Below are 22,559 nucleotides of genomic sequence, written 5' to 3'. Positions count from 1 at the left end.
TTATCTGAGAATGTTGGAAATTGACGGTTGACCATGAAACGATGTTTCGGATTTGAGCGGTGACCATCCATGATCCAGGAATGAAAATAATTTAACATAACGACGCGGTTTGGGGAACCGGCTAATCAAATTTTTTCTGAAAGTCCTGCACCCCTTGCTGGATGGCCTCGACGGTTTCCTGTTTTTCGTCCTGAACGGTGTCGGCCCGGGTCGCGGCGACGGATGCGCTGAGGGCCTCCAGGTCCATCAGATCCGCCGGAATGGAAGGATTGACGCGCATCTGCACCACTCGTATCTCCCTTGCCAGATTGCCGCCAATAAAAAAAACGATCTGGGTCGGGAACCAGCCATCCTGAACCTTTTGCCAGTTGTGATAATAAATCTCCAGGCGTTGCCCGGGATCATCGCGCTCTGGGTCCGTCAGCAGTAGGCGCAACGGCAGAAAGGTTTCCTTGTCCACGGCTAGTTGGGATACGGATTCATCAGGATAGTGGGCACCGATTACAAACACCACGGTTTCATCGATCCGCCCCAGACTGGAGATGGCCGTCTCCACACCCAGTGCACTCAGGGTTTTCATCAACTGGGTTCGGGTCCGGCTGCGCAGCAGGCGCTGATAACGATCAAACGGATCCTGAACCATGGCCAAGCGGCCATCGACGACGGTCAGGGACTGGTCCCCAACTTCCAGGTAGGTTCGATTGATCCGGTCGGAGACGATATCCGATCGAAACCGTCGCGGCATCACGTAAATGACGGTTTCATCCACGGCGGTGGGAAACGAATCCTTCGTCTGCGGGTAGATCAATAGCTTTTGTTCGATCTTCAACGGGGGCAGTCTGCCGATGGCTTTGGCGACCAGCTGAAGGACGTGGGGGCCTTTTAGAACATAGGCAAAAGCCGTTTGGGGCCGTATGGCGCCAAAAAGGATCACCAAACAGGCAGCCGTCAAAACAGCTGCCCGTTTCGGTGTTAAAGGCGTTGCGTTCATTCGTGGGGCACTATTTCTTGATACCATCTTTCCTGCAGCCTTGGCGCATGCACTAATCACCAACAAAAATATCCTGGGCGTAACGCGCCCCTTTACCCAGTGCTTCTTCGATGCGGATCAATTGATTGTACTTGGCGATGCGGTCGGATCGGGACATGGAGCCGGTTTTAATCTGGCCACTGTTGACCGCCACGGCCAGATCGGCAATGAAGGTATCTTCGGTTTCACCGCTGCGATGAGAGATCACGGTGGTGTAACCGGCCTGCTTGGCCATTTCGATGGCGTCCAGGGTTTCGCTGACCGTACCGATCTGATTGAGTTTGATCAGGATCGAGTTGGCAATGCCGTCTTCGATACCCTTGGCGAAAATGGTGGGATTGGTCACAAACACATCGTCACCCACGATCTGGATATATTCATCCAGGCGCTCGGTGAGGACGGACCAGTTTTCCCAGTCCTGCTCGGCCAGTCCATCCTCGATGGACAGGATCGGGTATTTTTCAACCAGATTTTCGAAATAGTCGACCAGTTCAGCCGCCGTGAGAGATTTGTTTTCACCTTTGAGGAGATATTTCTTTTTCTCGTACAGCTCGCTGGCCGCCACGTCCAGGGCCAGTCCCATGTCCTTGCCCGGCGTGTAGCCGGCAGCCTGGATGGCCTCCATGATAAAGGCCAGGGCTTCTTCGTTGGATTTCAGGTCCGGCGCGAATCCGCCTTCGTCCCCCACGGCCGTGCTCAGTCCCTTGGATTTGAGAATTTTTTTCAAGGCGTGGAAAGTTTCGGCGCCCATTTGCACGGCCTCGACCAGGGTCTTGGCGCCAAAGGGAACGATCATGAATTCCTGGATGTCCAGGTTGTTGGCGGCATGCGCCCCGCCGTTGATGACGTTCATCATGGGCACGGGCAGGATGCGCGCGTTGACGCCGCCCAAATAGCGGAACAGGGGCAGGCCAAAGGCATTGGCCGCGGCTCTGGCGGCTGCCATGGAAACCCCAAGCATCGCGTTGGCGCCCAATTTGGATTTGTTGGCCGTCCCGTCCATCTCGATCAGGCAGGCATCCAGGGTCCATTGGGCGGCAGCGTCCATGCCGCGGATTTCATCGGCAACCTTGGTGTTGACGTTGTTAACGGCCGTAACCACGCCCTTGCCGCCATAGCGTTTGGCACGCGTATTACGCAGTTCAAGGGCTTCACGGGTTCCCGTGGATGCGCCGGAGGGCACCGCGGCCCGACCGGTGGCGCCGCAGGCCAGTCCCAACTCGACCTCGACGGTTGGGTTACCTCTGGAATCCAGGATTTCTCTCGCCGTTACACTGATAATTTCGGTCATGCTTGTTTCTCCTACTCATCTGTTTGCTTTGACCACACCGGCACCGCCGATGATGATAATGTCAACAATCTGTTAGTGTATGTATATTATTTGTAATTATAGGAATTTGGGCCTAAACCGCAGGCCAGTTGGCGCTTGACAATTTATCGACAAATGTTACTCTCCTTGCTATAGGTTGTCAAGAAATTGGCCTGGCATGTCCAGGGCAATTGCAAGTAGAATCAAAAACCGGCCATGCTTGAACAAGCACGATTCCCGAAAGTGAATAAATGCCAAATGCCAACGCCCAAACGTCAAAGGATCTCCATATATGATGTCGAACGATATGTACACCACAGCGCATTTGTTTGTGGCCGCCCTCCGCGTGCTGGATTACCAGGATGGTGCCCCGCCGGCGTTGGAATCGGTCTGCCGACAATTGAATTTCTCCGAAGAAAAGGGTAGTTATTTGCTCAATCGCCTGAAGGAACTGGGCATTGTCGATACGGTGAAAAGCGGGTTCAATGATCGCATTGTGGTGGCCAACCACCTGGCCATCGAGGACATTCCCCGGGACGCCGAGGAATCCCGGTTGGAGCAGGAATTGAAGAAATTCAAAAAAGGCAAGAACGCCATGAAAGACAAGGTGGCGTCCATCAAGGCCCAGCAGGACCAGAAAAAGCAGGACCTGTTTGCCGAGCTCGAAAAGAAGTTCAAAAAAAAGATAGAGAAAAAATAAGCGGCGGTAGGCCGCATTTCAAATTTCAAATTTCAAATTTGAGATTTGAAATTTGAAATTTCCGATCATGCGCCTGATTATCATTTCTCCGCCTGAGTCGCTCCGCGATGAGCCGATGCAGGTGGCCCGTATGCTCGAGGACCTGCCGGTTATCGTGCACCTTCGCAAACCGGGGCAGGGGACAGACCGCATTGCGCATTATCTTGACCAGATTCCGGCGGGCCTGCATCCTTGCATCATGGTGCACAGCCACTCGGAACTGCTGACGCATTTCAATTTAAAGGGAATTCATTTTACCGAAAAAGATCGCTTGGGCCGGTTGCCGCACATCCGCCGGCTTAGACAAAGACGGCCGGATGCCTGCCTTTCTTCCGCTTTTCATCGAATCTCGGACATTCCCGATGGTGACAGCCTTTTCGATTACATCTTTCTCAGTCCCATTTTTGACAGCATCTCGAAAACCGGCTATCGGGCGGCATTTGATCACGATGGCCTGAAACAATTTTTATCGCAAACCGATCAATCCATTATCGCCTTGGGCGGGGTCAACGAAAAGCGCCTACCGCTGGCGGCATCCATGGGATTTTCCGGTGTTGCCGTGCTGGGTGCCGTCTGGCAGGCACCTGATCCGGTGGCGGCGGCAGGTGGGTTATGGGATATTTGCCGTAATATCATGCCGCTTCCGGCTAAAGTCATTTCAGGCGGTCAACGCCGACTGTAAAGCGTCCGATATTTCAGACAGGGTATAGGGCTTGCGTACGTAGCGGCTGACCCCCAGCTTACGGGCCTCGCGAACGCGCGTGGATTCCGAGTAGCCGCTGGCGATGATCGCCTTCTGGCCGGGGTGAATGCGGATAATTGCGCGATAGGTATCCAGACCATCCATGCCCGGCGGCATGAGCATGTCGATGATGACCAGGTCAACCGATCGTTCGCTCAGCAAGGCCACGGCGGCTTCACCGCTTGCAACGCTTTCGGGGCGGTAGCCAAGGCGCTTCAATATGGCTTCCGCGAACTTCCGTTGGTCCGCCGAGTCGTCGACTACCAGTATGGTCTGGCCGGCCCCCATGGTGAGCGGTTGCGGTGGGCGATCCGGTTTAGGCGGCACCACTGCGATATCTGCCGGCAAATACACTTCGAAGACCGTGCCCTGACCCTCCTGGCTCCGCACGGAAATATGCCCCTGATGATCCTCGATGGTCCCCCAGACAACCGCCATCCCCAATCCCGTGCCACTGCGGCCCATCACTTTTTTGGTGTAAAAAGGCTCGAAAATGCGGTGGATATCGGACGCGCGAATGCCGATGCCGGTATCGCTGACACTCAGGCAAAGATAGGGCCCTGGGCGCCATTGGTGAAATCCGGGCAACGGTGCCGGCAGCGATGCATTGGCAATCGAAATCGTTACCCGGCCGCCGTCGGGCATGGCCTCCACCGCATTGGAAACCAGATTCATGACCGTCTTGGAAAGGTGAACCGGAGATCCGAGGATGGTCAACAGGTCCGCTTCGGCGACTACTTCGACGGTGGCATGGGGATGAAAGGACAACAGTTTGGCATGCTCGGGGCTGTCCAGGTAGTCCTGGACCAATGTCGCCAGATCGATGGATTCTTTGACCTTGACCCCGCGACGAGCCAGCGTCAACAGGTCCTGCACAATGGCAGCGGCTTTTTTCCCCGACGCCATAATGGTGTTAAGCGGCTTGTGCATGGGATGGTCGGGGGACAGGTTGAGTAACAGCAATTCCGGGTAGCTGACCACGCCGGAGAGAATATTATTCAGGTCATGGGCGACGCCGCCGGCCAGGGTGCCGATGGCCTCCATTTTTTGGGCGTGGGCCAGTTGGTCCTGGACGTGTTTGCGTTCCTCGATCTCCGCCATCAATTTCTGGTTGGATTGTCTGAGATCCTTGGTGCGCTGTTCGACCAGTTCTTCGAGTCGATCCCGGTGACGGCCGATTTCGTCGTCCCGTCGTTGAATCTGGGCCAACATGCCGTTGAAACCGTCAATCAGCACGCCGATTTCATCCGTATGCCGCACCGGCATGCGTACTGAATAATCCTGGTCATGGGACACGGTCTGCATGGTTTCAACCAGCCCGGTAATTGGGCCGACAATGGACCGATTGAGGCGGACGCAGATCAGATGGGCGGCCACGAAGAGCAGCAGGCTGAAACCGATCATGCTGATGACAAAGATACGGATTGATTGTTTCAGGCGATGCAGGTCCATGCGGATGACCATATGACCGATGATCTTTTCGTTGAGCAGGATCGGTCGTGCCAGATCCATGGCCTCGGAATGAAATCGAATCGTTTGTTCCCGGCCGACCAACGCGGCCAGTTCCTGCAGAAGCGGCTCCGGGATCGACGCATCCAGGGATACGGAAGGCCGCCGGTCCGATCGGTAATAGGTGGCAACGGGACGCGCTTTGGCATTGAGCAGACTGGCCGCGATCACATCCTTTTCGGCACGAAGGGCGGACAGGATTTCATGGGCTGTCGCTGAATCCTTAAACGCCAGGGCCGCCGTGCTGTTGGTGCCGATAATGTCAGACAAGGTGGTCATGTTTTCGACCAATTCATGGCGAAAAGCAATGACCTCTTTAACTGTAATTGCTGTGGCCATCACACCGATCATCAGGCCGGAGGTGAATAGCACGATCAGGGTGAGTTTGTGGCGGATTGGCAAATTGAGCAGCCTTGTAATGATCGCCATGGTGAATCCTATTGCCTTTTGTCCGCTACTATTGCGCCTGGCTGACCACCCGCGCCAGGTTAAGCAGTTTGGAGCTGATGTTAAGGCCCGCCTGGCGGGCGTTGTCGAGATTGATTTCCAGTTGGATACGATTGCCGGTGGTCAGCAGGTTGATCATGCCGCCCTGGTCTGCGAAGCCATCCTGGTCGGAAACCGAGAGAATGCTTTTGCTGGCGAGTTTTACGCGTAGATCCGCCCATGCCTGGTCAAGGCCTATCGTGACGAACAGGAGCTGACAGGGCTGCTGGTCGAGTTCAGCCGGATCGGTATAGTGTACAATACGAATGGCCCGGTCGTGTACGGTTTCATTGGCCACCGTATGTGCCAGTTCCCTGCCAAAAGGATTGGGACCCAGGATGCCGATGGTAAAAAGGGGTTCCGCTGTGTGAAAAGACGGTTCCGGCCACTCGACGAAATTGATCAGATTGTAGAGGAATACCGCCTTGACCTGGTATTCGCTGAACGAATCGCTTCGGGCGGGCTGGGTGCAGACCAACATCAGCGCCATCATTCCCACGGCCAGCGCGAGCCATCGGCGCGGAATGGAGATGGGGCGCATGGTGGTGCGAGCCGGTGGGCGATAGCTTGAAGATCCGTTACGTGTCATTGTCGGTCAGCCGATCAGAATCGCAGGGTAGCCTGGCCGTAGACAGTGCGCGGCACTTCAGACGCATTGACACCGGCACGATCGTCGAATTCCGTATGGGCATCGTCCAGCAGGTTTTCGATGCCGATACTAAGCGCCCATTGGCGTGTGGGATTCCACTCCAGGCGCAGATCAATGCGCGTATAGCCATCGATGTCCAGGGCCTTCAGGCGGTCGACGTAATAGAGTTCCGAATCCAGATGCAATTGCCATGGCAGATCAAGGTATGAACGTACCTGGAACTGATGTTTGGGGCTGGTCTCCGCCTCGGGTGGCAAAGATCCGTCAGTATTGGGGCTATACAGATCGAGCTCAATATAGGCATAACTGGCCGAAACCTGCCAGATGTCCACCGGTTTCCATGTCGCCAGGGTTTCGATGCCGTAGGTATGGCCTTGCATCTCGTTGGTGATCAGGTGGGGGACGACCAGATGGGGCGGTGCGGGTGCCGTCTCCAGATATGGCGACGAGCTGTTTTGAACGTCACGCAACTGTTCATAGTCGTTGTAGAAGGCGGCAAGGTCCAGGTAAAACCGCCGGTTGGGCTGCCAGCGATACCCGGCCTCGTATGCGATCAGTTCTTCGGCCTTGAAATCCTCGTTTCCCTCAATGCGGAATACCGATACATTGCCGAGCGCGTCGGCCCCGCTGGTCAGATTGGCACGAAAGTCATGGTCCGACCGCGATGGCGTTCGCACGGCCCGCGATACTGCCGCCCATAGCATATGGTCCGCGGATGGTTTGAGTCGCAGGCGCGCATTGGGCTGGATTTCCCATCCACTGTAGTCGTTGTGCTCGAATTTGGACCCCAGGGTCAGCCACAGACGGTCGGTGACCAGCATGACATCGTCCTGGGCGAATGCACTCCACAGGTTGTCGCTACGGCTGTCCGGATCGAACGTGGTGTTCCAGGTGCCGACGATATCATCCCGTGTCCAACGGTAATTCAGCCCCCATACCACGTCGTGACGGCCCTCTGGATCCCAGTGATGCTTGAATTCAAAATCAAGGGTGTCGCGTTTTTCTTCCGCCACCACCTGATTCCGATGGGTCCGGTCATAATACGCCTGCAGCATCAGCTCTGAATCCGCCGTCCACTGGCGTGACCAGCGCGACAGCAGGTGGCCGCCGGAAAAGGTCTGGGTTTCTTTCAGCGAGCGTGAATAGGGCGGTGTCAGGAATCCGGACAGATCCAGTGCGAGGTCCCCCTCGCCGTCGTAGATCTGTCCATCAAGGGTCACATCGTCTTTGGCGGCGGTCTGCCAATCGGCCCGGAACCCGCCGCGCATAGATTTCCAGGCATCGTGGGCATCATCGCCGTCCGTCGTTTCAAAAGGCTCGCGTTGAAATCCTTTGGCATAGACTCTGACATCGGCCGAATCGGCGATGTGTGCGCCGTAGCGGGCCTCAACCAGCGGCTGCGCATGGGTGCCGGCGCCGACGGATACGAGACCGCCCTGAGTCTCCGAGGCTTTCTTGGTGATGATGTTGATCACGCCGTTGACCGCATTGGCCCCCCAGACGGTCGCCCCCGGTCCGCGAATCACCTCGATACGGTCGATATCGGCGATCATCGTATCCTGAACATCCCAGTAGACACCGGAAAACAGGGGCGTGTAGACACTGCGGCCGTCGATCATCACCAGCAGCTTGTTGCTGAACCAGTCGGCAAAGCCGCGTGAGGTGATGGCCCAGGTGCTGGCATTGATGTGAGCCACCTGAAGGCCGGGCACCATGCGCAGCGCGTCGGGAATCGTCCGCGCCCCCGTGCGGCGAAGGTCTTCCTGGGTAATGACGAAAACAGCCGAGGCGGTATCAAACAACGGTTCGGCCTTTTTGGAGACGGAGGTGATTTCGGTTTTCAGTAGGGCTTCGATGGACAGCCCCTTTAGATAGGTAATCTTTGGATCTTCAACTGTTTTTGGGTTTCGCGCATCGGCATGGGCCACCGTTGAGATGGGTAGCATGATGACCAAAAGGATCATTCCAAGGAACAGAAGCATATGACTTAAATGTAAATATTGACGTAGCATAACCGTCGACGATCTCCATTCACCCATTCCGGTAAGGGTTTATTTTCAGCAACTGGTTCACTTCAGGATCAAAAAAACAAACCCGAAGCACTTTTCTTATCGGTATTTTCGATAGAAAGATGAATCCTTTTGAGGGTGAACGGTAAGGACCGCGCCTGCTTATTCCGCCAGTTTCCCGGCGGCGGCAAGATCCTCGAGCCCGACCGCATCAAGCAGATGAATTTGTTTGCCGTCCACCCGGATCAATGCCTGGGTGGTCATTTTGGCGAAAATCCGGGAGAGGGTTTCGGGGATCGTGCCCAGCAAACTGGCCAGCTGGCCTTTGGATATATCAAGGGTGACCCGGTCATCGGTGCCTTGCTCCCGGGCCAGGTAGATCAGGTAGGACGCCAGGCGTGAGGGCACTTCCTTAAGCGATAGATTTTCGATCTGTACGGTAAATTCCCGCAGGCGCATGGACAGTTCGCCCAGCATGTTCATGGACAGCGACGGATGACGGGAGATCAGGTCCACGAAGGCCTTGCGGGGCAGAAAGAGAATCCGGCTGGCGACAAGGGCCAGGGCATTGGCCGGAAATTGCGATCCGGAGAAAACCGGTACCTCGCCGAAAGGCTTGCCCGGTCCGTAAATGTGTAGAATCTGCTCTTTGCCCTCCAGGGAGGTCTTGAAAATCTTCACCTGGCCATCACCGACGATATAGAACCCGTCGGCCTCATCGCCTTCCATAAAAATCGACTCTCCGCGTCGGTATTTGCGCTCCACGGCGATATTAGTGATGTCGTCGATTTGATCGGGTGTAAGGCCCTTGAAAAGCGGGGTAATCGATAGGATCTGACGGATGGTTTGCATCGGCATCACGCTTTCGGCTTTTTAAGTTTTTATCTTTTTTGCTAGTTTTCTTGATGTAAGTCAAGGTCAACCCCTTCGCCTACCTGTATAACCATACCAACACTGGCTGAATTGGCAAAACCGGTAAAAAAATACAAAAGGAGAAATACCCATGTTTTGTTTTCAATGCGAACAAACTGCCAAAGGCGAAGGATGCACAAAAATCGGCGTATGCGGTAAACAACCCGATGTCGCCGCACTGCAGGACCTTCTTATTTATGCGGTCAAAGGCATCGCTCAGGTGGCGGTGGTAGGGAACCGGGTAGGCGTCAATGACCCGGCTGTCAACGCCTTTACCTGCGAGGCGATCTTTTCCACCCTGACCAATGTGGACTTTGATCCAGCCCGTTTTGTCGCTTTGATCAACGACGCCGTGAGACACCGCGACGCCCTCAAAGCCAAAGTGCAGGCGGCCGGCGGCAGTGTGGCCTTTGCCGACGGACCGGCAACGTTCAACCCTGCCGGTGATCAGGCTTCTCTGGTGGCCCAGGGCGAGAACGTGGGCATCAAGTCCGATCCGTCGGTGAACCCGGACATCCTTTCCTTACGTGAACTGATCGTTTACGGCATCAAGGGCCTTGCCGCCTATGCCGACCATGCGCGGATTCTGGGACAGGAAGACGACAGCATTTACAACTACATTTACGAAGGCATGGCCGCCACCCTGGACAATACGCTGGGCGCCAATGACTATGTGGGCCTGGCCCTCAAATGCGGCGAGGTCAACCTCAAGGCCATGGAACTGCTCGATGCCGGTAACACTGGTACTTACGGTCACCCGGTGCCCACCGCCGTTCCCCTGGGCGCGAAAAAAGGCAAGGCCCTTCTGGTGTCCGGTCACGATCTCAAAGACCTGGATATGATTCTCAAGCAGACCGAGGGCAAAGGCATCAATGTGTATACCCACGGTGAAATGCTGCCTTGCCACGGCTATCCGGAGCTTAAGAAATACGATCACTTCTATGGCCATTACGGGACCGCCTGGCAGAATCAGGCCAAGGAATTCGCCGCCTTTCCGGGCGCCATTGTCATGACCACCAACTGCATCCAGAAGCCCAAGGAGTCATATCAGGACAATATTTTTACTACCGGCCTGGTGGGCTGGCCTGGCGTGACCCACATCGCGGACAAGGATTTTACCCCGGCCATCAACAAGGCCCTGGAACTTCCCGGTTTCGAGGACGATGTTCCCGGCAAACAGGTCATGGTCGGCTTTGCCCGCAACGCGGTCATGGGCGTGGCTCCCACGGTCATCGAGGCGGTGAAGAACAAGGCCATCCGGCACTTCTTCCTGGTGGGCGGCTGTGACGGCGCCAAACCGGGCCGCGATTACTACACCGAGTTTGTGGAGAAAGTGCCCGAGGACTGTGTGGTTCTGACCCTGGCCTGTGGCAAGTTCCGGTTCTTCGACAAGGACCTGGGCGACATCGGCGGCATCCCGCGCCTGCTCGACATCGGACAGTGCAATGACGCCCACTCGGCCATCCAGATCGCCGTGGCCCTGGCTGGTGCATTCGAGTGCGGGGTCAACGACCTGCCGCTGTCCATGATTTTGTCCTGGTACGAGCAGAAGGCCTGCGTGATCCTGCTCTCGCTGCTTCACCTGGGAATCAAGGACATCCGTCTGGGACCCAGCCTGCCGGCGTTTATTACGCCCAATGTGCTGGATGTGCTGGTCAAGAATTTCAACATCATGCCGATTGGCACGCCGGATGGGGATCTAAAGGCCATTTTGGGATAGTACCCCCCTGTGAAATTGAATCACAGCACTTATATTAAAAGGAAAAAACGGCTGCCGGCGGTTTCCGGCAGCCATCACCGGAAACGAAACGGAGATCGCCACCATGAAATGCCCTGGACAGGATACGCAATATTGGAAGCCTGGTGCCATCTACGAGGTGGCATGCCCCGAGTGCGGTGCGCAAGTTGAATTCTTCAAGGATGACACGGCCCGCAAATGCCCCCACTGTCAGCACCGGTTTGTCAACCCCAACATGGATTTTGGATGTGCGGCCTATTGCCAGTTCGCCGAGCAGTGTATCGGCACCTTGCCCGAAGAATTCCTGCTCAAAGCCGACGATTTGCTCAAGGATCGGGTGGCGATTGAAATGAAACGGTATTTCAAAGGCGATTTCAAACGCATCGGCCACGCCACCCGGGTGGCCCGGTATGCCGAGCGCATCGGCAGGGCCGAGGGCAGCAACCCGGCCGTGGTGCTGTGCGCCGCTTATCTGCACGATATCGGCATTGTCCAGGCCGAAAAAAAACACGGCAGCAGTGCGGCCACTTATCAGGAGCAGGAGGGGCCGCCGGTGGCCCGTGAAATCCTGGAAAAACTGGGCGCCAAGCCGCCCCTGGTCGACGAGGTGTGTGATATCGTCGGTCACCATCACCATCCCCGGGACGAAGAAACACTGAATTTCAAGGTCCTGTACGATGCGGATTGGATTGCCAACCTGGAGGAGGCCAAGAAGAAAAAGGGCCTTGCACCCGAGAAAATCGAAAGTATTATCGCAGAAAGATTCTTTACTGCCGCCGGCCGTGAGGAAGCCCGTAAAACTTTACTGTGACAACAATCGAAGTTGGTTCTGTGACTTCGCGCCAATAAACGAACGGTCGCCTTTTATAGGTGGCAGTAAAGACAGGTGAACCATGAAAGTGACGAGAAAAATCATCCAGATAGACGATGAACGCTGTGACGGCTGCGGCAATTGCGTGATTTCCTGCGCCGAGGGTGCGCTCAAAATTATCGATGGCAAAGCCAGGGTCATTTCCGATAACCTGTGCGACGGCCTGGGTGCCTGCATCGGCGAGTGTCCCCAAAACGCCCTACACATCATTGAGCGCGAAGCCGAGGAGTTTGATGAGGAGGCCGTGGAAAAACATCTGGAAGCACAGGAGGCTGGTGCCGAGGAGCAGGAGACCATGCCCTGTGGCTGCCCGTCGACCCAGATCCAGCGCTTTGCCCCGGCCGGCAACTGCCAGTCGGCCAATGTCCCCCGCGCTCAGGCAGCCGGCTCGGCGCAGTCCGCGCTCGGGCATTGGCCTGTGCAGATCCGGCTGATTCCGCCCAATGCACCGTTTTTAAAAGGTGCCGATCTGCTGGTGGTGGCCGATTGTGTCCCCGTGGCGTTTCCCACCCTTCACCAGGATTTTCTGGACGGCAAAGCCGTCATGGTCGGTTGTCCGAAGTTCGATGACGTGCAGGACTACATTGACCGTTTCGCCGAAATCTTCAAAAATGCCGGTATCAAAAGCGTCACCACCGTGGTCATGGAAGTGCCCTGCTGTTCGGGCCTGCCCACCATCGTGAAAAAAGGCATGGAAAAGGCCGGCGTTCAGGTGCCCGCCAAACAGGTGACCATCAGTACCCGGGGGGAGATTCTGGAAACGCGGTAGACGGATCCGCGCCATCCTGCAAGTTGTCAGCTCGTTTTCCAGCCGCCGGACTGGACGTCCATTGGATGTCCGGTTCGGCAGACCCCTTTCTCGACGTCTCTCTTTACGATCATCCCCAACTATCTTGTCCAGCAGCCAGTTTCACCCCAACTGTTGATGCTGTATTTTTGTTGTCCGCCAGCTTGCCACGTGAAAAAAGAATCCTAATTTGTATAAATATGGAATTTTGCCTGAACCGGGTTCATATTTATTAAAATAACAGTGACGGAGGTCTGTCATGAAAATACTACACATATTTCTGCTTGTTCTGTTGTTTCCTGCCATGGCCCTGGCCGTTGACGGCCGGTCGGTGACCTATACGGTCGCGGGCGAGCCCTTCGAAGGATACTATATTTCTCCATCCGCCGATGCGCCCTTGATTCTTCTCTTCCACGACTGGGATGGGTTGACCGATTATGAAGTCGTGCGGTCCCGGATGCTGGCTGACCTGGGGTATGCGGTGTTTGCCGCCGACCTGTTCGGGGCCGGTATCAGGCCCGATAAAATAGAGGATCGGCGTCAGCATACCGGTGAGTTGTACAAAGACCGTGCGCGTATGCGCAGGCTCATGGATGGTGCGGTCGATGCGGCGCGGTCCGAGGGGGCCAATGTGGATCATGCCGTGGTCATGGGTTACTGCTTCGGCGGGGCGGCCGTGCTTGAACTGGCCCGTTCCGGAGCCGATTTCAAGGGGTTCGTCACTTTTCATGGCGGGCTGGCCACCCCCGAGGGGCAGGACTACAGTAACACCAAAGGCAAATTGCTGATTCTGCACGGCACGGCCGACACGGCGATCACCATGCAGGATTTCGCAAAACTGGCAATTGAACTGGAAGCAAACCATATTCCTCATGAAATGATCACCTATGGCGGTGCACCCCATGCGTTTACGGTGTTTGGCACAGATCGGTACCGCCAGAACGCCGATGAGAATTCCTGGTGGCGATTTCGGATCTTCTTGAAGGAAGTTTTATAAGGCCTGTTGCCGTCTGAAAAGGAGGCGCAAATGGAAAAAACAAATCAACCTGTCTCCTTTGGCAAGGCCCTGAAGTTCTGGACCAAGCTGGGCTTTATCAGTTTCGGCGGGCCGGCCGGCCAGATCGCCATCATGCACCAGGAGGTGGTCCAGCGCCGGGGCTGGCTCGGTGAGAATCCTTTTTTGCGGGCGCTTAATTTCTGCATGCTCCTGCCCGGCCCTGAGGCCCAGCAGCTGGCCATCTACATCGGCTGGCGGCTGCACGGCATCTGGGGCGGCATTGTCGCCGGGTCGCTTTTCGTGATTCCCTCGGTGTTTGTGATGCTACTGCTCAGCTACCTGGCCGTGGCCCACATCGACATTCCAGCCGTTGCCGCAGCCTTCTACGGTATTCAACCGGTGGTGGTGGCTGTGGTTGTCGAAGCGGTGCTGCGTATCGGCCACAAGGCGCTCAAGCACCCGGTGCTGTATCTGTTCAGTCTTCTGGCCTTTGTGGCCATCTTTTTTCTCAAGGTACCATTCCCGGCCATTGTGGCGGCGGCGGCCCTGGGCGGACTTGTCATGCAGAAACGCCTGCCGGATGTTTTCTGTAAAGGTGATTTTGATCCCGATACACGCGAATGCCGTATTGCGGATGAGCCTGAATTTGCTGGGCGCGCCAAAGCCACGGCCGGGTATGTGCTGCGGGTGTTTCTGGTCTTCGCCGCGTTGTGGATTTTGGTCATGGGGGCGGTGTGGATGCTGCGGGGTTACAACGACAGTCTGACCCAGATCGGTCTGTTTTTCACCAAGGCGGCCTTTGTCACCTTTGGCGGGGCCTACGCCGTGTTGGCCTATATTGCCGATGTGGCCGTGACCCAGGGCTGGCTGGCTATGCAGCAGATGCTCATCGGACTGGGACTGGCCGAGTCCACGCCCGGACCGCTGATCATGGTCACCCAGTATGTCGGTTTTTTGGGCGCATGGAACAATCCCGCCGGGCTGAATCCATTGATGGCCGGCATCTCGGGTGCCCTGATTACCACCTATGTGACCTTTTTGCCCTGTTTTTTCTTTATTTTCGCCGGTGCCCCGTTTATTGAGACCATGGCCGGCAACCAGCGCGTGCAGGCAGCTCTGACCGGGGTGACGGCTGCCGTGGTGGGCGTGATTCTCAACCTGGCGGTCTGGTTTGGCCACAACGTGCTGCTGCCTGGCGGCGTGATCGACTGGTTTGCGGTGAGTTTGACGGTTGTATCTCTGGTGCTGTTGCAAAAATTCCATCTGCCCATCCACTACCTGGTACCGGTGGGCGCGGTGGCCGGAATAATTGTGAAGATCGTAATTTAGGGCTCGGCGGCTGAGCCCGTTTGCCCCGTTGTCGGTAGTGACGATGGGGGCCGAGGCGAATCCCAGCTGGTTATAAACACTGGAATGCCTGGGGTTGAAGAGCAGCCCGGCCGCCACGGTGGCGTCAATCCACATGGCGCAGTGTCCATTTAAAAAGAGCGTCAAGTTCTCGTTAAAATTGTTATCCACCGTGTCAGGTGGCCCGTACCGATCGACCAGTCGTTTGTAGCGCGTCAATGCGGCTTTCCATTCCGGCGTGTCGATGGTGGGCTTCCAGTTTTCATCGAACCAGCGTCCTCCCGAGGTGTTGACCAATGTATTGAAATAACACATGTTCGTTCCCTATCCGGGCCTGCCGCGCAGGCACAGTCCATACATTTTCTTCTCCGGGTCATGAAGGCGTGCCGCGAAGCGCTCGATGTCCGCATAGGTCGGGACGGCGGGCATGGTCAGCCCGGCGTTGTGGAAAAGATCTTTGCGATAGAAGCTCATGCTGCTCTCCCCATAAATGGTGACTGGTGGAATCCGTTTTTACCGTGGCGCTAATGCAAGATCATCGAGATTGACCATGGATATCAGCCGGCTGCCGTCCTGAATCTGATGCACCATGGTGACGATGGCGTCGTTGAGTGGAACCGGCACCCCATGGGCGCGGGCCTTGTCGCAAATATAGCCATTGAGATAGTCGATTTCCGTGGGCCGCCCCCGCTCCAAAGACTGAAGGCTGGATGATTTGATATGCCGATATTTGAATCCGATGATGCGAATCAAGATATCCCGTTTGAATTGAGATAGTCTTTTGCGGCCTTTGAGAAACCGGTAATAATTCAGCTTGCCGCCGGCTGCCGGTTCAACCCGGATGCCCATGGCATCGGCAACAGCCATGGCTTCACGGACCATGGTCACAAATAATTGCCGAATGCGACGTTCGGCCAGCAGAAGGCCCAACGGGTCACCCGTGATCACCCCCAGGGAATTGATGCAGGCGTTGATGATCAGCTTGGCATAGAGTTCTCCGAGAATATTCGTTGTTGCCCGGGTGGGCTGCACGGTATCCAAAATTCGCCGAAGGGGACCCAAACGCGCCATGCCGCTTTGTGGGTCCCAGTTGCCGATGACGAATTCTCCCGGTGAGGTGATTTCCAATTCCGCCATATCGAGGTAGGTGGCCCCCCATCCCACGACACAACCGATGACGTGGTCACTGCCGACCACTTCGGCCAACTTCTCTTCAGCAATGCCATTTTGCATGGAGACCAGCAGCGCTTCATCCTTGATCAGCGGTTTCAGCGTTTTGGCGGCGGCCAGGCAATCGTTGGCCTTGGTGGCCAGGAAAAAAATATCGATGTCATCGGGCAGATCCTGGATGGCCCGAATGGCCTTGAGTGAAATGCGGTGCTTGCCCTTGATCCCTTTGATGGACAGCCCTTGCTCGGCGATGCGATCCACGATTGCCTGGTGCTTGCAAACCAGGATCGGGTCCCAGCCGGCTTGTTTCATCAGTCCGGCGGTCACGCCGCCGACAGCACCGGCACCGATAACAGCCAACTTTTTAAAGGGGGGCGGCTTGCTTTCCATCCGTTGACTTTCTTTCATCCATATGCCGGTGCAAAATCACAGCCTGTGCACCAGGTTTGATCCTTTGCAGATACCGGTTTAAAACTTGTTTTTTCAGCGGATATCTTGCAGGATAAACGATCGCGGCATGATATGGTCAATTTATACCCTTTTATATACCATATTTTACATAACTGACCGAAATTGGAAAGTCTTTATCAATCTGGATGCAAGGCGTCGCCGAATGATCGGAAAAGGAGTGGGGGTGAAACAGGAAAAAGGGGCATCTGATGCCATTGCCATTAACGAAGCACAGCTGGTTTTGGCTGAAAAGCGAACCTCCCTGGCTGTGATGCGCACCGGTATTGCGGTGCTGGCCCTGCCGCTGTCGGTGACCAGCGTACTGATCGCCACATCGAAGTATTACGATATACTGCATGTGCTCCATTTCATGATCCCTTTGCTGGTGCTCAATACTGCCCTGGTGGTTCTGGGCGTTTACCTCGTCAGTCGCTCGATTATAAGGATGCGGCACTACGATCGGCTGATCAACGAGATCAAGGCGGCCCACAGTGTTTTGAAAGCGTTTATCGACTGATTTTTATCTCCAGGGGGGGGGCGATCTGACATTGACGATATCGATGCTACCCAAATATTTCGATCCGCAAGTATTTCAAATCGATCCGGATGGGTTTAAGAAAACGCGCACTTGACCTCGACATCTGCCTGGAATAGGGTAGGGCCGCTTCATGCGGATGCGGATTAGAAATGTGGAGGCGCTGTGATTGCTTTTCAGGACCTGTTACAATTCATTTTTGCCGGAATTACCAGTGGTGCCATTTATGCTCTGATCGCCCTTGGGTTTTGCGTGGTGCACAATACCATCGGGATCGTCAATTTCGCCCAGGTCGATTTTGTTTCCCTGGGCGGCATGTTTTTGTTCAGCGGCCTTTTCTGGAGCGGCCTGCCCATGATCGTGGCCCTGCCTTGTGCGGTGACTGCCGTTGTGCTGGTGGGCATCGCCGTTGAACGGATCGGCATCCGGCCGTCACGCTCTCAAAATCATCTGGTATTGATTTTCTTGACCATCGGCATCTCCATCATCCTACGCGGAATCATAAAACTGGTTTGGGGAAAAAATCGCATGGCCGTACCGTCCCTGGCCGGCGATGACCCCTTGCGTATTGCCGGTGCGGCCATCTTGCCCCAGGCCCTGGCGATTCTGGTGATTACGGCCCTGGCTATCGGCTTTTTGGTCGTCTTCTTTCGCTTCACCCGGTTGGGGCTGGCCATGCGCGCCGTGGCCTCCAACCAGATGGCTGCCCAGGTTGTAGGCATTCCCGTGGGACGGGTCAAGGCGGCCAGCTTTGCCCTGGCCGGCGGATTGGGGGGCCTGGCCGGTGTGTTGATCACCCCCATTACCACCTTGAGTTACGATGTGGGCGTGATGCTGGGGCTCAAGGGCTTTGCCGCGGCCATTTTGGGCGGATTCGGCTCGTTCCCCGGCGCGGTTCTTGGTGGGCTGGGACTGGGGTTGCTGGAATCGTTGTCGGCCGGATACTGGAGCAGTGCGTATAAGGATGTGGTGGCGTTTGTGGTGCTGCTGTTGGTTTTGTTCATAAAACCCAAGGGGCTGTTGGGCAAATAACGACGATTCCGTAAAAAGTCCGATATCGGCGTTACGCGGCTCCCTCGTCACTGCGGAGTAGGACTGACTACACCTCATTCCTCAGGAGCCGCAAGCCTTGATCTCGAACTTTTTACGAAACCGTCGGAGAAAAAGTTTAATCCGGTTCTCCATGAAGTTCCAGTTGACTAGTTCCCACGCTCTGCGTGGGAACCGCATGTCCTGTTCGTTGTTGTCCAACTGGCGTTCCCACGCAGAGCATGGGAGCGAGAGGATACAGCAGCTTGAGTTTTCTGGATAAGCGGGAAGTTTAATTAATGACGACTAAAGAAAAATTTTTTTATTTCATTTACCTGCACCGCACAGGGCTGACCGTGTTCGGCATCAGCCTGCTTTTACTGGTGTGGCCGCTGGTGGAGACCAACCCCTACAATCTGGGGCTGACCAACCTGATCGCCATGTACACCATGGTGGTACTGGGGCTCAATTTGTTTATCGGCTATGCCGGACAGATCAGCCTGGGGCATGCGGCCTTTTTTGCCATCGGTGCCTATGGGTCGGCCATCGGCACGGCGACTTACGGCCTGCCGGCATGGCCGATGATGATTGTCGTGGCCCTGGCCGCCGCGCTCGTGGCCCTTTTGGTCGGCCTGCCCGCCCTCAAGCTCAGTGGGCATTATCTGGCCATGGCCACCTTGGGGTTTAACATCGTGATCTACACCATCCTGGTGCAGTGGGATACGGTGACCGGTGGACCCAGTGGGCTGGCCGGCATTCCTTACCTTGGCATCGGTTCCCTGGTATTTGATAACGAAATCACTTTTCATTACCTGGCCTGGACCTTTGCCATGCTGGCCTTGCTGCTGAGCCTCAATCTGGTACGCAGCGGCGTCGGACGTGGCCTGGCCGCTTTGGCCGAGGATGAAACCGCCGCTGCCGCGCTGGGCGTGGACATCCGCCGCGCCAAGATAAAAGTATTTGTCATGTCGGCGGTTCTGGCCTCTCTGGCCGGCAGTCTGTTCGCGCACTGTTATACATTTGTGAGCCCGGACTCCTTCGGCATATTTGTCTCCGTGGATTTTGTGATCATGGTGGTGGTGGGCGGCATGGGGTCCATTTGGGGGACCCTGTTCGGCGCGGCACTGATCACGATGCTGCCCGAATGGATCGAGACCCTGGAAAATTTCAAGGATGTCGTTCACGGCCTGATTCTTGTGCTGATTCTATTATTTTTGCCCCAGGGACTGGTCACGGGAATTGTTGATGCAGTGAGGACCCGCATTATTTTAGGAAAAAAGCATGCTTGAGGTAGACAAGGTTCAGTCCTGCAGCGCAGTGACGAGGGCGTCGCGTAACGCCGATATCGGACGTTTTAGGGAGCCGTCATGCTTGAGTTGAAAAAGGTCAGCCGTTGGTTCGGCGGCCTGCCGGCCCTTGAGGACGTATCCTTCAGGCTTGAGACAGGACGCATCACCGCGCTGATCGGTCCCAACGGTGCCGGCAAATCCACCCTGATCAATTGCATCAGCGGGGTGGATCAGGCCGATCAGGGGCGCATCCGGCTGGATGGACGCGCCATTGAAAGCCTGCCGGCCCATACCATTGCAGGATTGGGTATCTCACGGACTTTTCAGAACCTGAAGCTTTTCTCCCGGTTGAGTGTCTTGGACAATGTGTTGGCGGGCCTGACCGTGACTGCCGAACGGTCCTTTCTGCTTTCCATGCTGCGCTTACCGCGCCTGCGTCACCAGGAACGCAAGCTGCGGCTTCTGGGGCTGGAGGCACTGGACGATTTCGGGTTGGCGGATAAGGTCGACTGGCCGGCGGCAGCGCTTTCCTACGGCGAGAAAAAACGGGTCGAGATGGCGCGCGCCTTTGTGAGTGCGCCGCACCTGGTGCTGTTGGATGAACCCGTGGCTGGATTGAACAATGAGGAGACCGCGCATGTGGCCCGCCACATCCGGCAGCAACGCAACGCCGGCCACACCATGCTTCTGGTGGAACACGACATGGATCTGGTCATGGATGTGGCCGATCAGGTGGTGGTGCTGGACAGCGGCCGTTGTATCGCCAGCGGCACGCCGGCGGCGGTGCGCAGCAATCCGTTGGTACTGGAGGCTTATTTAGGACGGATGGAGGCGACGGCCTGATATGAACACGATCACTCCCTTGCTGGCCATCGAAGGCCTCACCGCTCACTACGGCGCCGCCCAGGCCCTGTTCGGCGTTGATTTGACGGTTCACACCGGTGAGACCGTTGCCCTGGTGGGGGCCAATGGTGCCGGAAAAACCACCCTTTTGAAATGTATCATGGGACTCATGCCCGCATCCGGTGGCCGCCTGCTTTTGGACGGACAACGGGTCAAGCATGCCTCGCCGGCCCGTATGGTAAGACATGGCTTGGCGTTGACGCCCGAAGGACGGGAGATTTTTCCCCATCTGAGCGTGGCCGAGAATCTTGAGCTGGGAATTGCGGCGCTGAAAATCGACCGCAAGGAGACAAGGCGGCGCATGCAGGGGGTGTACAACCGCTTTCCCCGCCTGGCCGAACGCCAGGGACAGACCGCCGGTACCCTGTCCGGCGGAGAGCAGCAAATGCTGGCCATGGGCCGGGCGCTGATGGCCCGGCCGCGGCTGCTTTTGCTGGACGAGCCCAGCCTGGGGCTGGCGCCGTTGATTACCGATGAGATCTTTGCCATTATTCACCAATTGTCCCGTTCCGGCGTGACCATCCTGCTGGTGGAACAGAATGCCGCACGGGCACTTTCGGCCTCCCACCGTGCTTTTCTGATGGCCGGTGGGCGCATTGTCCAAAAGGGGCGCAGTGAAGACCTTTTGGTCGATCCTGGACTGAGGGCCGCCTTTTTGGGCGCTGCCAGCCAGGAAAAACCCGCTGCCAGCCGATTGGGAGCCGCCGGACTGACCAACATTCGCCTGGAGAAACCCGCAATGCACAACAAAACCTTTATGCCTGATTTCAAAGACAGCGCCGCCCTGGCGGCCCACCAACTAAAGGGGCTCAAGTGGACCGTCCAGCATGCCTACGAAGGCTCGGCGTTCTACCGTCAGCGCCTGGACGATGCCGGTGTCACGCCGGATTCCATACGCAGCCTCGATGATATTCGGCGTTTGCCTTTTACCTCGGCCCAGGATCTGCGCGAAGGCTATCCATTCCCGTTGCGTGCGGTGCCGTTCGAGCAGATCGTGCGCATTCATGCCAGTTCGGGAACCACCGGTAAACGCAAGATTATCGGGTATACCCAGAAGGACATCGACGATTGGACCCACTTTTTTGCCCGCTGTTACGAAATGGCCGGCGTTACCCCCCTGGATCGGGTACAGGTTGCCGTGGGATACGGCATCTGGACCGCCGGCGCCGGCTTTCAGCTGGGCTGTGAGAAAGTGGGGGCCATGGCCGTACCGGTCGGGCCGGGCAACCTTGACATGCACATCCAGTTCATGGAGGATGTCCGTTCCACGGTTTTTTGCTGCACCGCCTCTATGGCGCTGTTGACCGCCGAAGAGATTCATCGCCGGGGAGTGGCCGATAAAATCAATATTCAAAAGATCATCTATGGCTCCGAGCGCAGTTCACGGTCCATGCGCAAAAAAATCTCCGAGCTGTTCGGCGGCGCCGAGCTGTTCGACATCACCGGTCTGACGGAACTCTACGGTCCCGGGGCCGGCATCGAGTGTCCGGATCACGATTGCATTCACTACTGGGGCGACTACTATATTCTGGAAATCATCGATCCGGAAACCCTTCAGCCGCTGCCCGACGGCGAGTGGGGCGAGATGGTGGTGACCACGCTGACCAAGGAAGCGGCACCGCTGATCCGCTACCGTACCCGCGACATCACCCGCATCATTCCCGGTCCTTGTACCTGTGGATCGGTCATGCCCCGGCATTCACGCATCAAGGGACGCAGTGACGACACCATCAAATATCGGGGGGTCAACATCTATCCATCGACCATCGATACGATTTTGTCGGGGATTCCCGGGCTGGGGTCTGAATACCAGATGCATTTGACCCGCGATGAGGGCATGGGCAAGGATTTCATGAAGCTGACCATCGAGCGGGGACAGGGGGTGGAGGCCGGCCGAAGTCCGGAACTGATGCATGAGACGGTGTACCAGATCAAAAAGCAGCTGCTGGTGACGGTGGATGTGGAACTGGTGGATTACGGCCAGTTGCCGCGCACCGAGCGCAAGAGCCAGCGGGTGTTTGATACGAGGATTACCGACGAGATCGTTTAACAAACAAG

Annotated in this window: 20 protein-coding genes and 1 pseudogene; 12 read left to right on the top strand and 9 right to left on the bottom strand. The window is 56.3% G+C overall.

Annotated elements, in window-relative coordinates:
* Nucleotides 1-121 precede the first annotated feature (121 nt).
* On the bottom strand, nucleotides 122-1,018 hold the full coding sequence (locus tag Dvar_RS33065; protein ID WP_419657391.1) for a hypothetical protein: 897 nt from the start codon (nucleotides 1,016-1,018) through the stop codon (nucleotides 122-124).
* Between the two features lie 25 nt (nucleotides 1,019-1,043).
* A complete protein-coding gene (eno, locus tag Dvar_RS33060) occupies nucleotides 1,044-2,321 on the bottom strand; it encodes a phosphopyruvate hydratase (RefSeq protein WP_419657390.1) in 1,278 nt (425 codons plus the stop codon).
* 310 nt (nucleotides 2,322-2,631) lie between these two features.
* Here eno and Dvar_RS33055 point away from each other — a divergent pair, with 310 nt between their 5' ends.
* Both Dvar_RS33055 and Dvar_RS33050 read left to right on the top strand, forming a co-directional pair.
* Nucleotides 2,632-3,039, top strand: a complete 408-nt coding sequence (locus tag Dvar_RS33055; protein WP_419657389.1) for a hypothetical protein — start codon at nucleotides 2,632-2,634, stop codon at nucleotides 3,037-3,039.
* Between the two features lie 52 nt (nucleotides 3,040-3,091).
* Entirely contained in the window at nucleotides 3,092-3,760 is a 669-nt protein-coding gene (locus tag Dvar_RS33050; protein ID WP_419657388.1) for a thiamine phosphate synthase, read from the top strand.
* Here the strand turns inward: Dvar_RS33050 and Dvar_RS33045 are convergent.
* The 4 genes from Dvar_RS33045 to Dvar_RS33030 form a co-directional block, all read right to left on the bottom strand.
* Entirely contained in the window at nucleotides 3,737-5,758 is a 2,022-nt protein-coding gene (locus Dvar_RS33045; protein ID WP_419657387.1) for an ATP-binding protein, read from the bottom strand. The genes Dvar_RS33050 and Dvar_RS33045 overlap by 24 nt on opposite strands.
* Nucleotides 5,759-5,786: 28 nt before the next feature.
* Complete coding sequence (locus Dvar_RS33040; RefSeq protein ID WP_419657386.1) at nucleotides 5,787-6,404, bottom strand: YfiR family protein; 618 nt, start codon at nucleotides 6,402-6,404, stop codon at nucleotides 5,787-5,789.
* Nucleotides 6,405-6,418: 14 nt separating this feature from the next.
* Complete coding sequence (locus Dvar_RS33035) at nucleotides 6,419-8,410, bottom strand: TonB-dependent receptor plug domain-containing protein (RefSeq protein ID WP_419657385.1); 1,992 nt, start codon at nucleotides 8,408-8,410, stop codon at nucleotides 6,419-6,421.
* A 225-nt stretch (nucleotides 8,411-8,635) separates the two neighbouring features.
* On the bottom strand, nucleotides 8,636-9,331 hold the full coding sequence (locus Dvar_RS33030) for a Crp/Fnr family transcriptional regulator (protein ID WP_419657384.1): 696 nt from the start codon (nucleotides 9,329-9,331) through the stop codon (nucleotides 8,636-8,638).
* Nucleotides 9,332-9,476: 145 nt separating this feature from the next.
* Here Dvar_RS33030 and hcp point away from each other — a divergent pair, with 145 nt between their 5' ends.
* The 5 genes from hcp (at nucleotide 9,477) to chrA (ending at nucleotide 15,107) form a co-directional block, all read left to right on the top strand.
* Nucleotides 9,477-11,105: a hydroxylamine reductase gene (hcp, locus tag Dvar_RS33025; RefSeq protein WP_419657383.1), complete on the top strand. Its 1,629-nt coding sequence runs from the start codon at nucleotides 9,477-9,479 to the stop codon at nucleotides 11,103-11,105.
* A gap of 103 nt (nucleotides 11,106-11,208) precedes the next feature.
* Complete coding sequence (locus tag Dvar_RS33020; RefSeq protein WP_419657382.1) at nucleotides 11,209-11,934, top strand: HD domain-containing protein; 726 nt, start codon at nucleotides 11,209-11,211, stop codon at nucleotides 11,932-11,934.
* Between the two features lie 82 nt (nucleotides 11,935-12,016).
* On the top strand, nucleotides 12,017-12,763 hold the full coding sequence (locus tag Dvar_RS33015; protein WP_419657381.1) for an ATP-binding protein: 747 nt from the start codon (nucleotides 12,017-12,019) through the stop codon (nucleotides 12,761-12,763).
* 277 nt (nucleotides 12,764-13,040) lie between these two features.
* Entirely contained in the window at nucleotides 13,041-13,778 is a 738-nt protein-coding gene (locus Dvar_RS33010) for a dienelactone hydrolase family protein (RefSeq protein ID WP_419657380.1), read from the top strand.
* Between the two features lie 30 nt (nucleotides 13,779-13,808).
* Nucleotides 13,809-15,107: a chromate efflux transporter gene (gene chrA / locus Dvar_RS33005; RefSeq protein ID WP_419657379.1), complete on the top strand. Its 1,299-nt coding sequence runs from the start codon at nucleotides 13,809-13,811 to the stop codon at nucleotides 15,105-15,107.
* A 30-nt stretch (nucleotides 15,108-15,137) separates the two neighbouring features.
* On the opposite strand, the pseudogene Dvar_RS33000 reads toward chrA, so the two are convergent.
* From Dvar_RS33000 to Dvar_RS32990, 3 genes and pseudogenes are all read right to left on the bottom strand, one after another.
* Nucleotides 15,138-15,440: pseudogene (locus Dvar_RS33000) on the bottom strand (extracellular solute-binding protein); the annotation flags it as partial.
* 9 nt (nucleotides 15,441-15,449) lie between these two features.
* Complete coding sequence (locus Dvar_RS32995; protein WP_419657378.1) at nucleotides 15,450-15,599, bottom strand: hypothetical protein; 150 nt, start codon at nucleotides 15,597-15,599, stop codon at nucleotides 15,450-15,452.
* Nucleotides 15,600-15,638: 39 nt separating this feature from the next.
* Nucleotides 15,639-16,685, bottom strand: a complete 1,047-nt coding sequence (locus Dvar_RS32990) for a ketopantoate reductase family protein (protein ID WP_419657377.1) — start codon at nucleotides 16,683-16,685, stop codon at nucleotides 15,639-15,641.
* Between the two features lie 223 nt (nucleotides 16,686-16,908).
* Here Dvar_RS32990 and Dvar_RS32985 point away from each other — a divergent pair, with 223 nt between their 5' ends.
* The 5 genes from Dvar_RS32985 to Dvar_RS32965 all read left to right on the top strand — a co-directional run bounded on the left by Dvar_RS32985 (nucleotide 16,909) and on the right by Dvar_RS32965 (nucleotide 22,551).
* Nucleotides 16,909-17,262: a hypothetical protein gene (locus tag Dvar_RS32985; protein WP_419657376.1), complete on the top strand. Its 354-nt coding sequence runs from the start codon at nucleotides 16,909-16,911 to the stop codon at nucleotides 17,260-17,262.
* 183 nt (nucleotides 17,263-17,445) lie between these two features.
* Nucleotides 17,446-18,312, top strand: coding sequence for a branched-chain amino acid ABC transporter permease (locus Dvar_RS32980; RefSeq protein WP_419657375.1), 867 nt, complete (start codon nucleotides 17,446-17,448; stop codon nucleotides 18,310-18,312).
* Nucleotides 18,313-18,608: 296 nt separating this feature from the next.
* On the top strand, nucleotides 18,609-19,598 hold the full coding sequence (locus tag Dvar_RS32975) for a branched-chain amino acid ABC transporter permease (protein ID WP_419657374.1): 990 nt from the start codon (nucleotides 18,609-18,611) through the stop codon (nucleotides 19,596-19,598).
* A 78-nt stretch (nucleotides 19,599-19,676) separates the two neighbouring features.
* On the top strand, nucleotides 19,677-20,441 hold the full coding sequence (locus Dvar_RS32970) for an ABC transporter ATP-binding protein (RefSeq protein WP_419657373.1): 765 nt from the start codon (nucleotides 19,677-19,679) through the stop codon (nucleotides 20,439-20,441).
* A 1-nt stretch (nucleotide 20,442) separates the two neighbouring features.
* Nucleotides 20,443-22,551 (top strand): ATP-binding cassette domain-containing protein, encoded by a 2,109-nt coding sequence (locus Dvar_RS32965; protein WP_419657372.1) that lies wholly within the window; start codon nucleotides 20,443-20,445, stop codon nucleotides 22,549-22,551.
* Nucleotides 22,552-22,559: the final 8 nt, after the last annotated feature.

Source organism: Desulfosarcina variabilis str. Montpellier, from assembly GCF_048565275.1.
GTDB lineage: Bacteria > Desulfobacterota > Desulfobacteria > Desulfobacterales > Desulfosarcinaceae > Desulfosarcina > Desulfosarcina variabilis.
This window is presented reverse-complemented; position numbering and strand designations above follow the sequence as displayed.

What these genes read in the sequence shown, in the direction of transcription:
- Dvar_RS33065 (WP_419657391.1), bottom strand. Translation starts at nt 1,018, where the DNA reads ATGGTATCAAGAAATAGTGCCCCACGAATGAACGCAACGCCTTTAACA.
- eno (WP_419657390.1), bottom strand. Translation starts at nt 2,321, where the DNA reads ATGACCGAAATTATCAGTGTAACGGCGAGAGAAATCCTGGATTCCAGA.
- Dvar_RS33055 (WP_419657389.1), top strand. Translation starts at nt 2,632, where the DNA reads ATGATGTCGAACGATATGTACACCACAGCGCATTTGTTTGTGGCCGCC.
- Dvar_RS33045 (WP_419657387.1), bottom strand. Translation starts at nt 5,758, where the DNA reads ATGGCGATCATTACAAGGCTGCTCAATTTGCCAATCCGCCACAAACTC.
- Dvar_RS33040 (WP_419657386.1), bottom strand. Translation starts at nt 6,404, where the DNA reads ATGACACGTAACGGATCTTCAAGCTATCGCCCACCGGCTCGCACCACC.
- Dvar_RS33035 (WP_419657385.1), bottom strand. Translation starts at nt 8,410, where the DNA reads ATGCTACCCATCTCAACGGTGGCCCATGCCGATGCGCGAAACCCAAAA.
- Dvar_RS33030 (WP_419657384.1), bottom strand. Translation starts at nt 9,331, where the DNA reads ATGCCGATGCAAACCATCCGTCAGATCCTATCGATTACCCCGCTTTTC.
- hcp (WP_419657383.1), top strand. Translation starts at nt 9,477, where the DNA reads ATGTTTTGTTTTCAATGCGAACAAACTGCCAAAGGCGAAGGATGCACA.
- Dvar_RS33020 (WP_419657382.1), top strand. Translation starts at nt 11,209, where the DNA reads ATGAAATGCCCTGGACAGGATACGCAATATTGGAAGCCTGGTGCCATC.
- Dvar_RS33015 (WP_419657381.1), top strand. Translation starts at nt 12,017, where the DNA reads ATGAAAGTGACGAGAAAAATCATCCAGATAGACGATGAACGCTGTGAC.
- Dvar_RS33010 (WP_419657380.1), top strand. Translation starts at nt 13,041, where the DNA reads ATGAAAATACTACACATATTTCTGCTTGTTCTGTTGTTTCCTGCCATG.
- chrA (WP_419657379.1), top strand. Translation starts at nt 13,809, where the DNA reads ATGGAAAAAACAAATCAACCTGTCTCCTTTGGCAAGGCCCTGAAGTTC.
- Dvar_RS32995 (WP_419657378.1), bottom strand. Translation starts at nt 15,599, where the DNA reads ATGAGCTTCTATCGCAAAGATCTTTTCCACAACGCCGGGCTGACCATG.
- Dvar_RS32990 (WP_419657377.1), bottom strand. Translation starts at nt 16,685, where the DNA reads ATGGAAAGCAAGCCGCCCCCCTTTAAAAAGTTGGCTGTTATCGGTGCC.
- Dvar_RS32985 (WP_419657376.1), top strand. Translation starts at nt 16,909, where the DNA reads ATGATCGGAAAAGGAGTGGGGGTGAAACAGGAAAAAGGGGCATCTGAT.
- Dvar_RS32975 (WP_419657374.1), top strand. Translation starts at nt 18,609, where the DNA reads ATGACGACTAAAGAAAAATTTTTTTATTTCATTTACCTGCACCGCACA.
- Dvar_RS32970 (WP_419657373.1), top strand. Translation starts at nt 19,677, where the DNA reads ATGCTTGAGTTGAAAAAGGTCAGCCGTTGGTTCGGCGGCCTGCCGGCC.
- Dvar_RS32965 (WP_419657372.1), top strand. Translation starts at nt 20,443, where the DNA reads ATGAACACGATCACTCCCTTGCTGGCCATCGAAGGCCTCACCGCTCAC.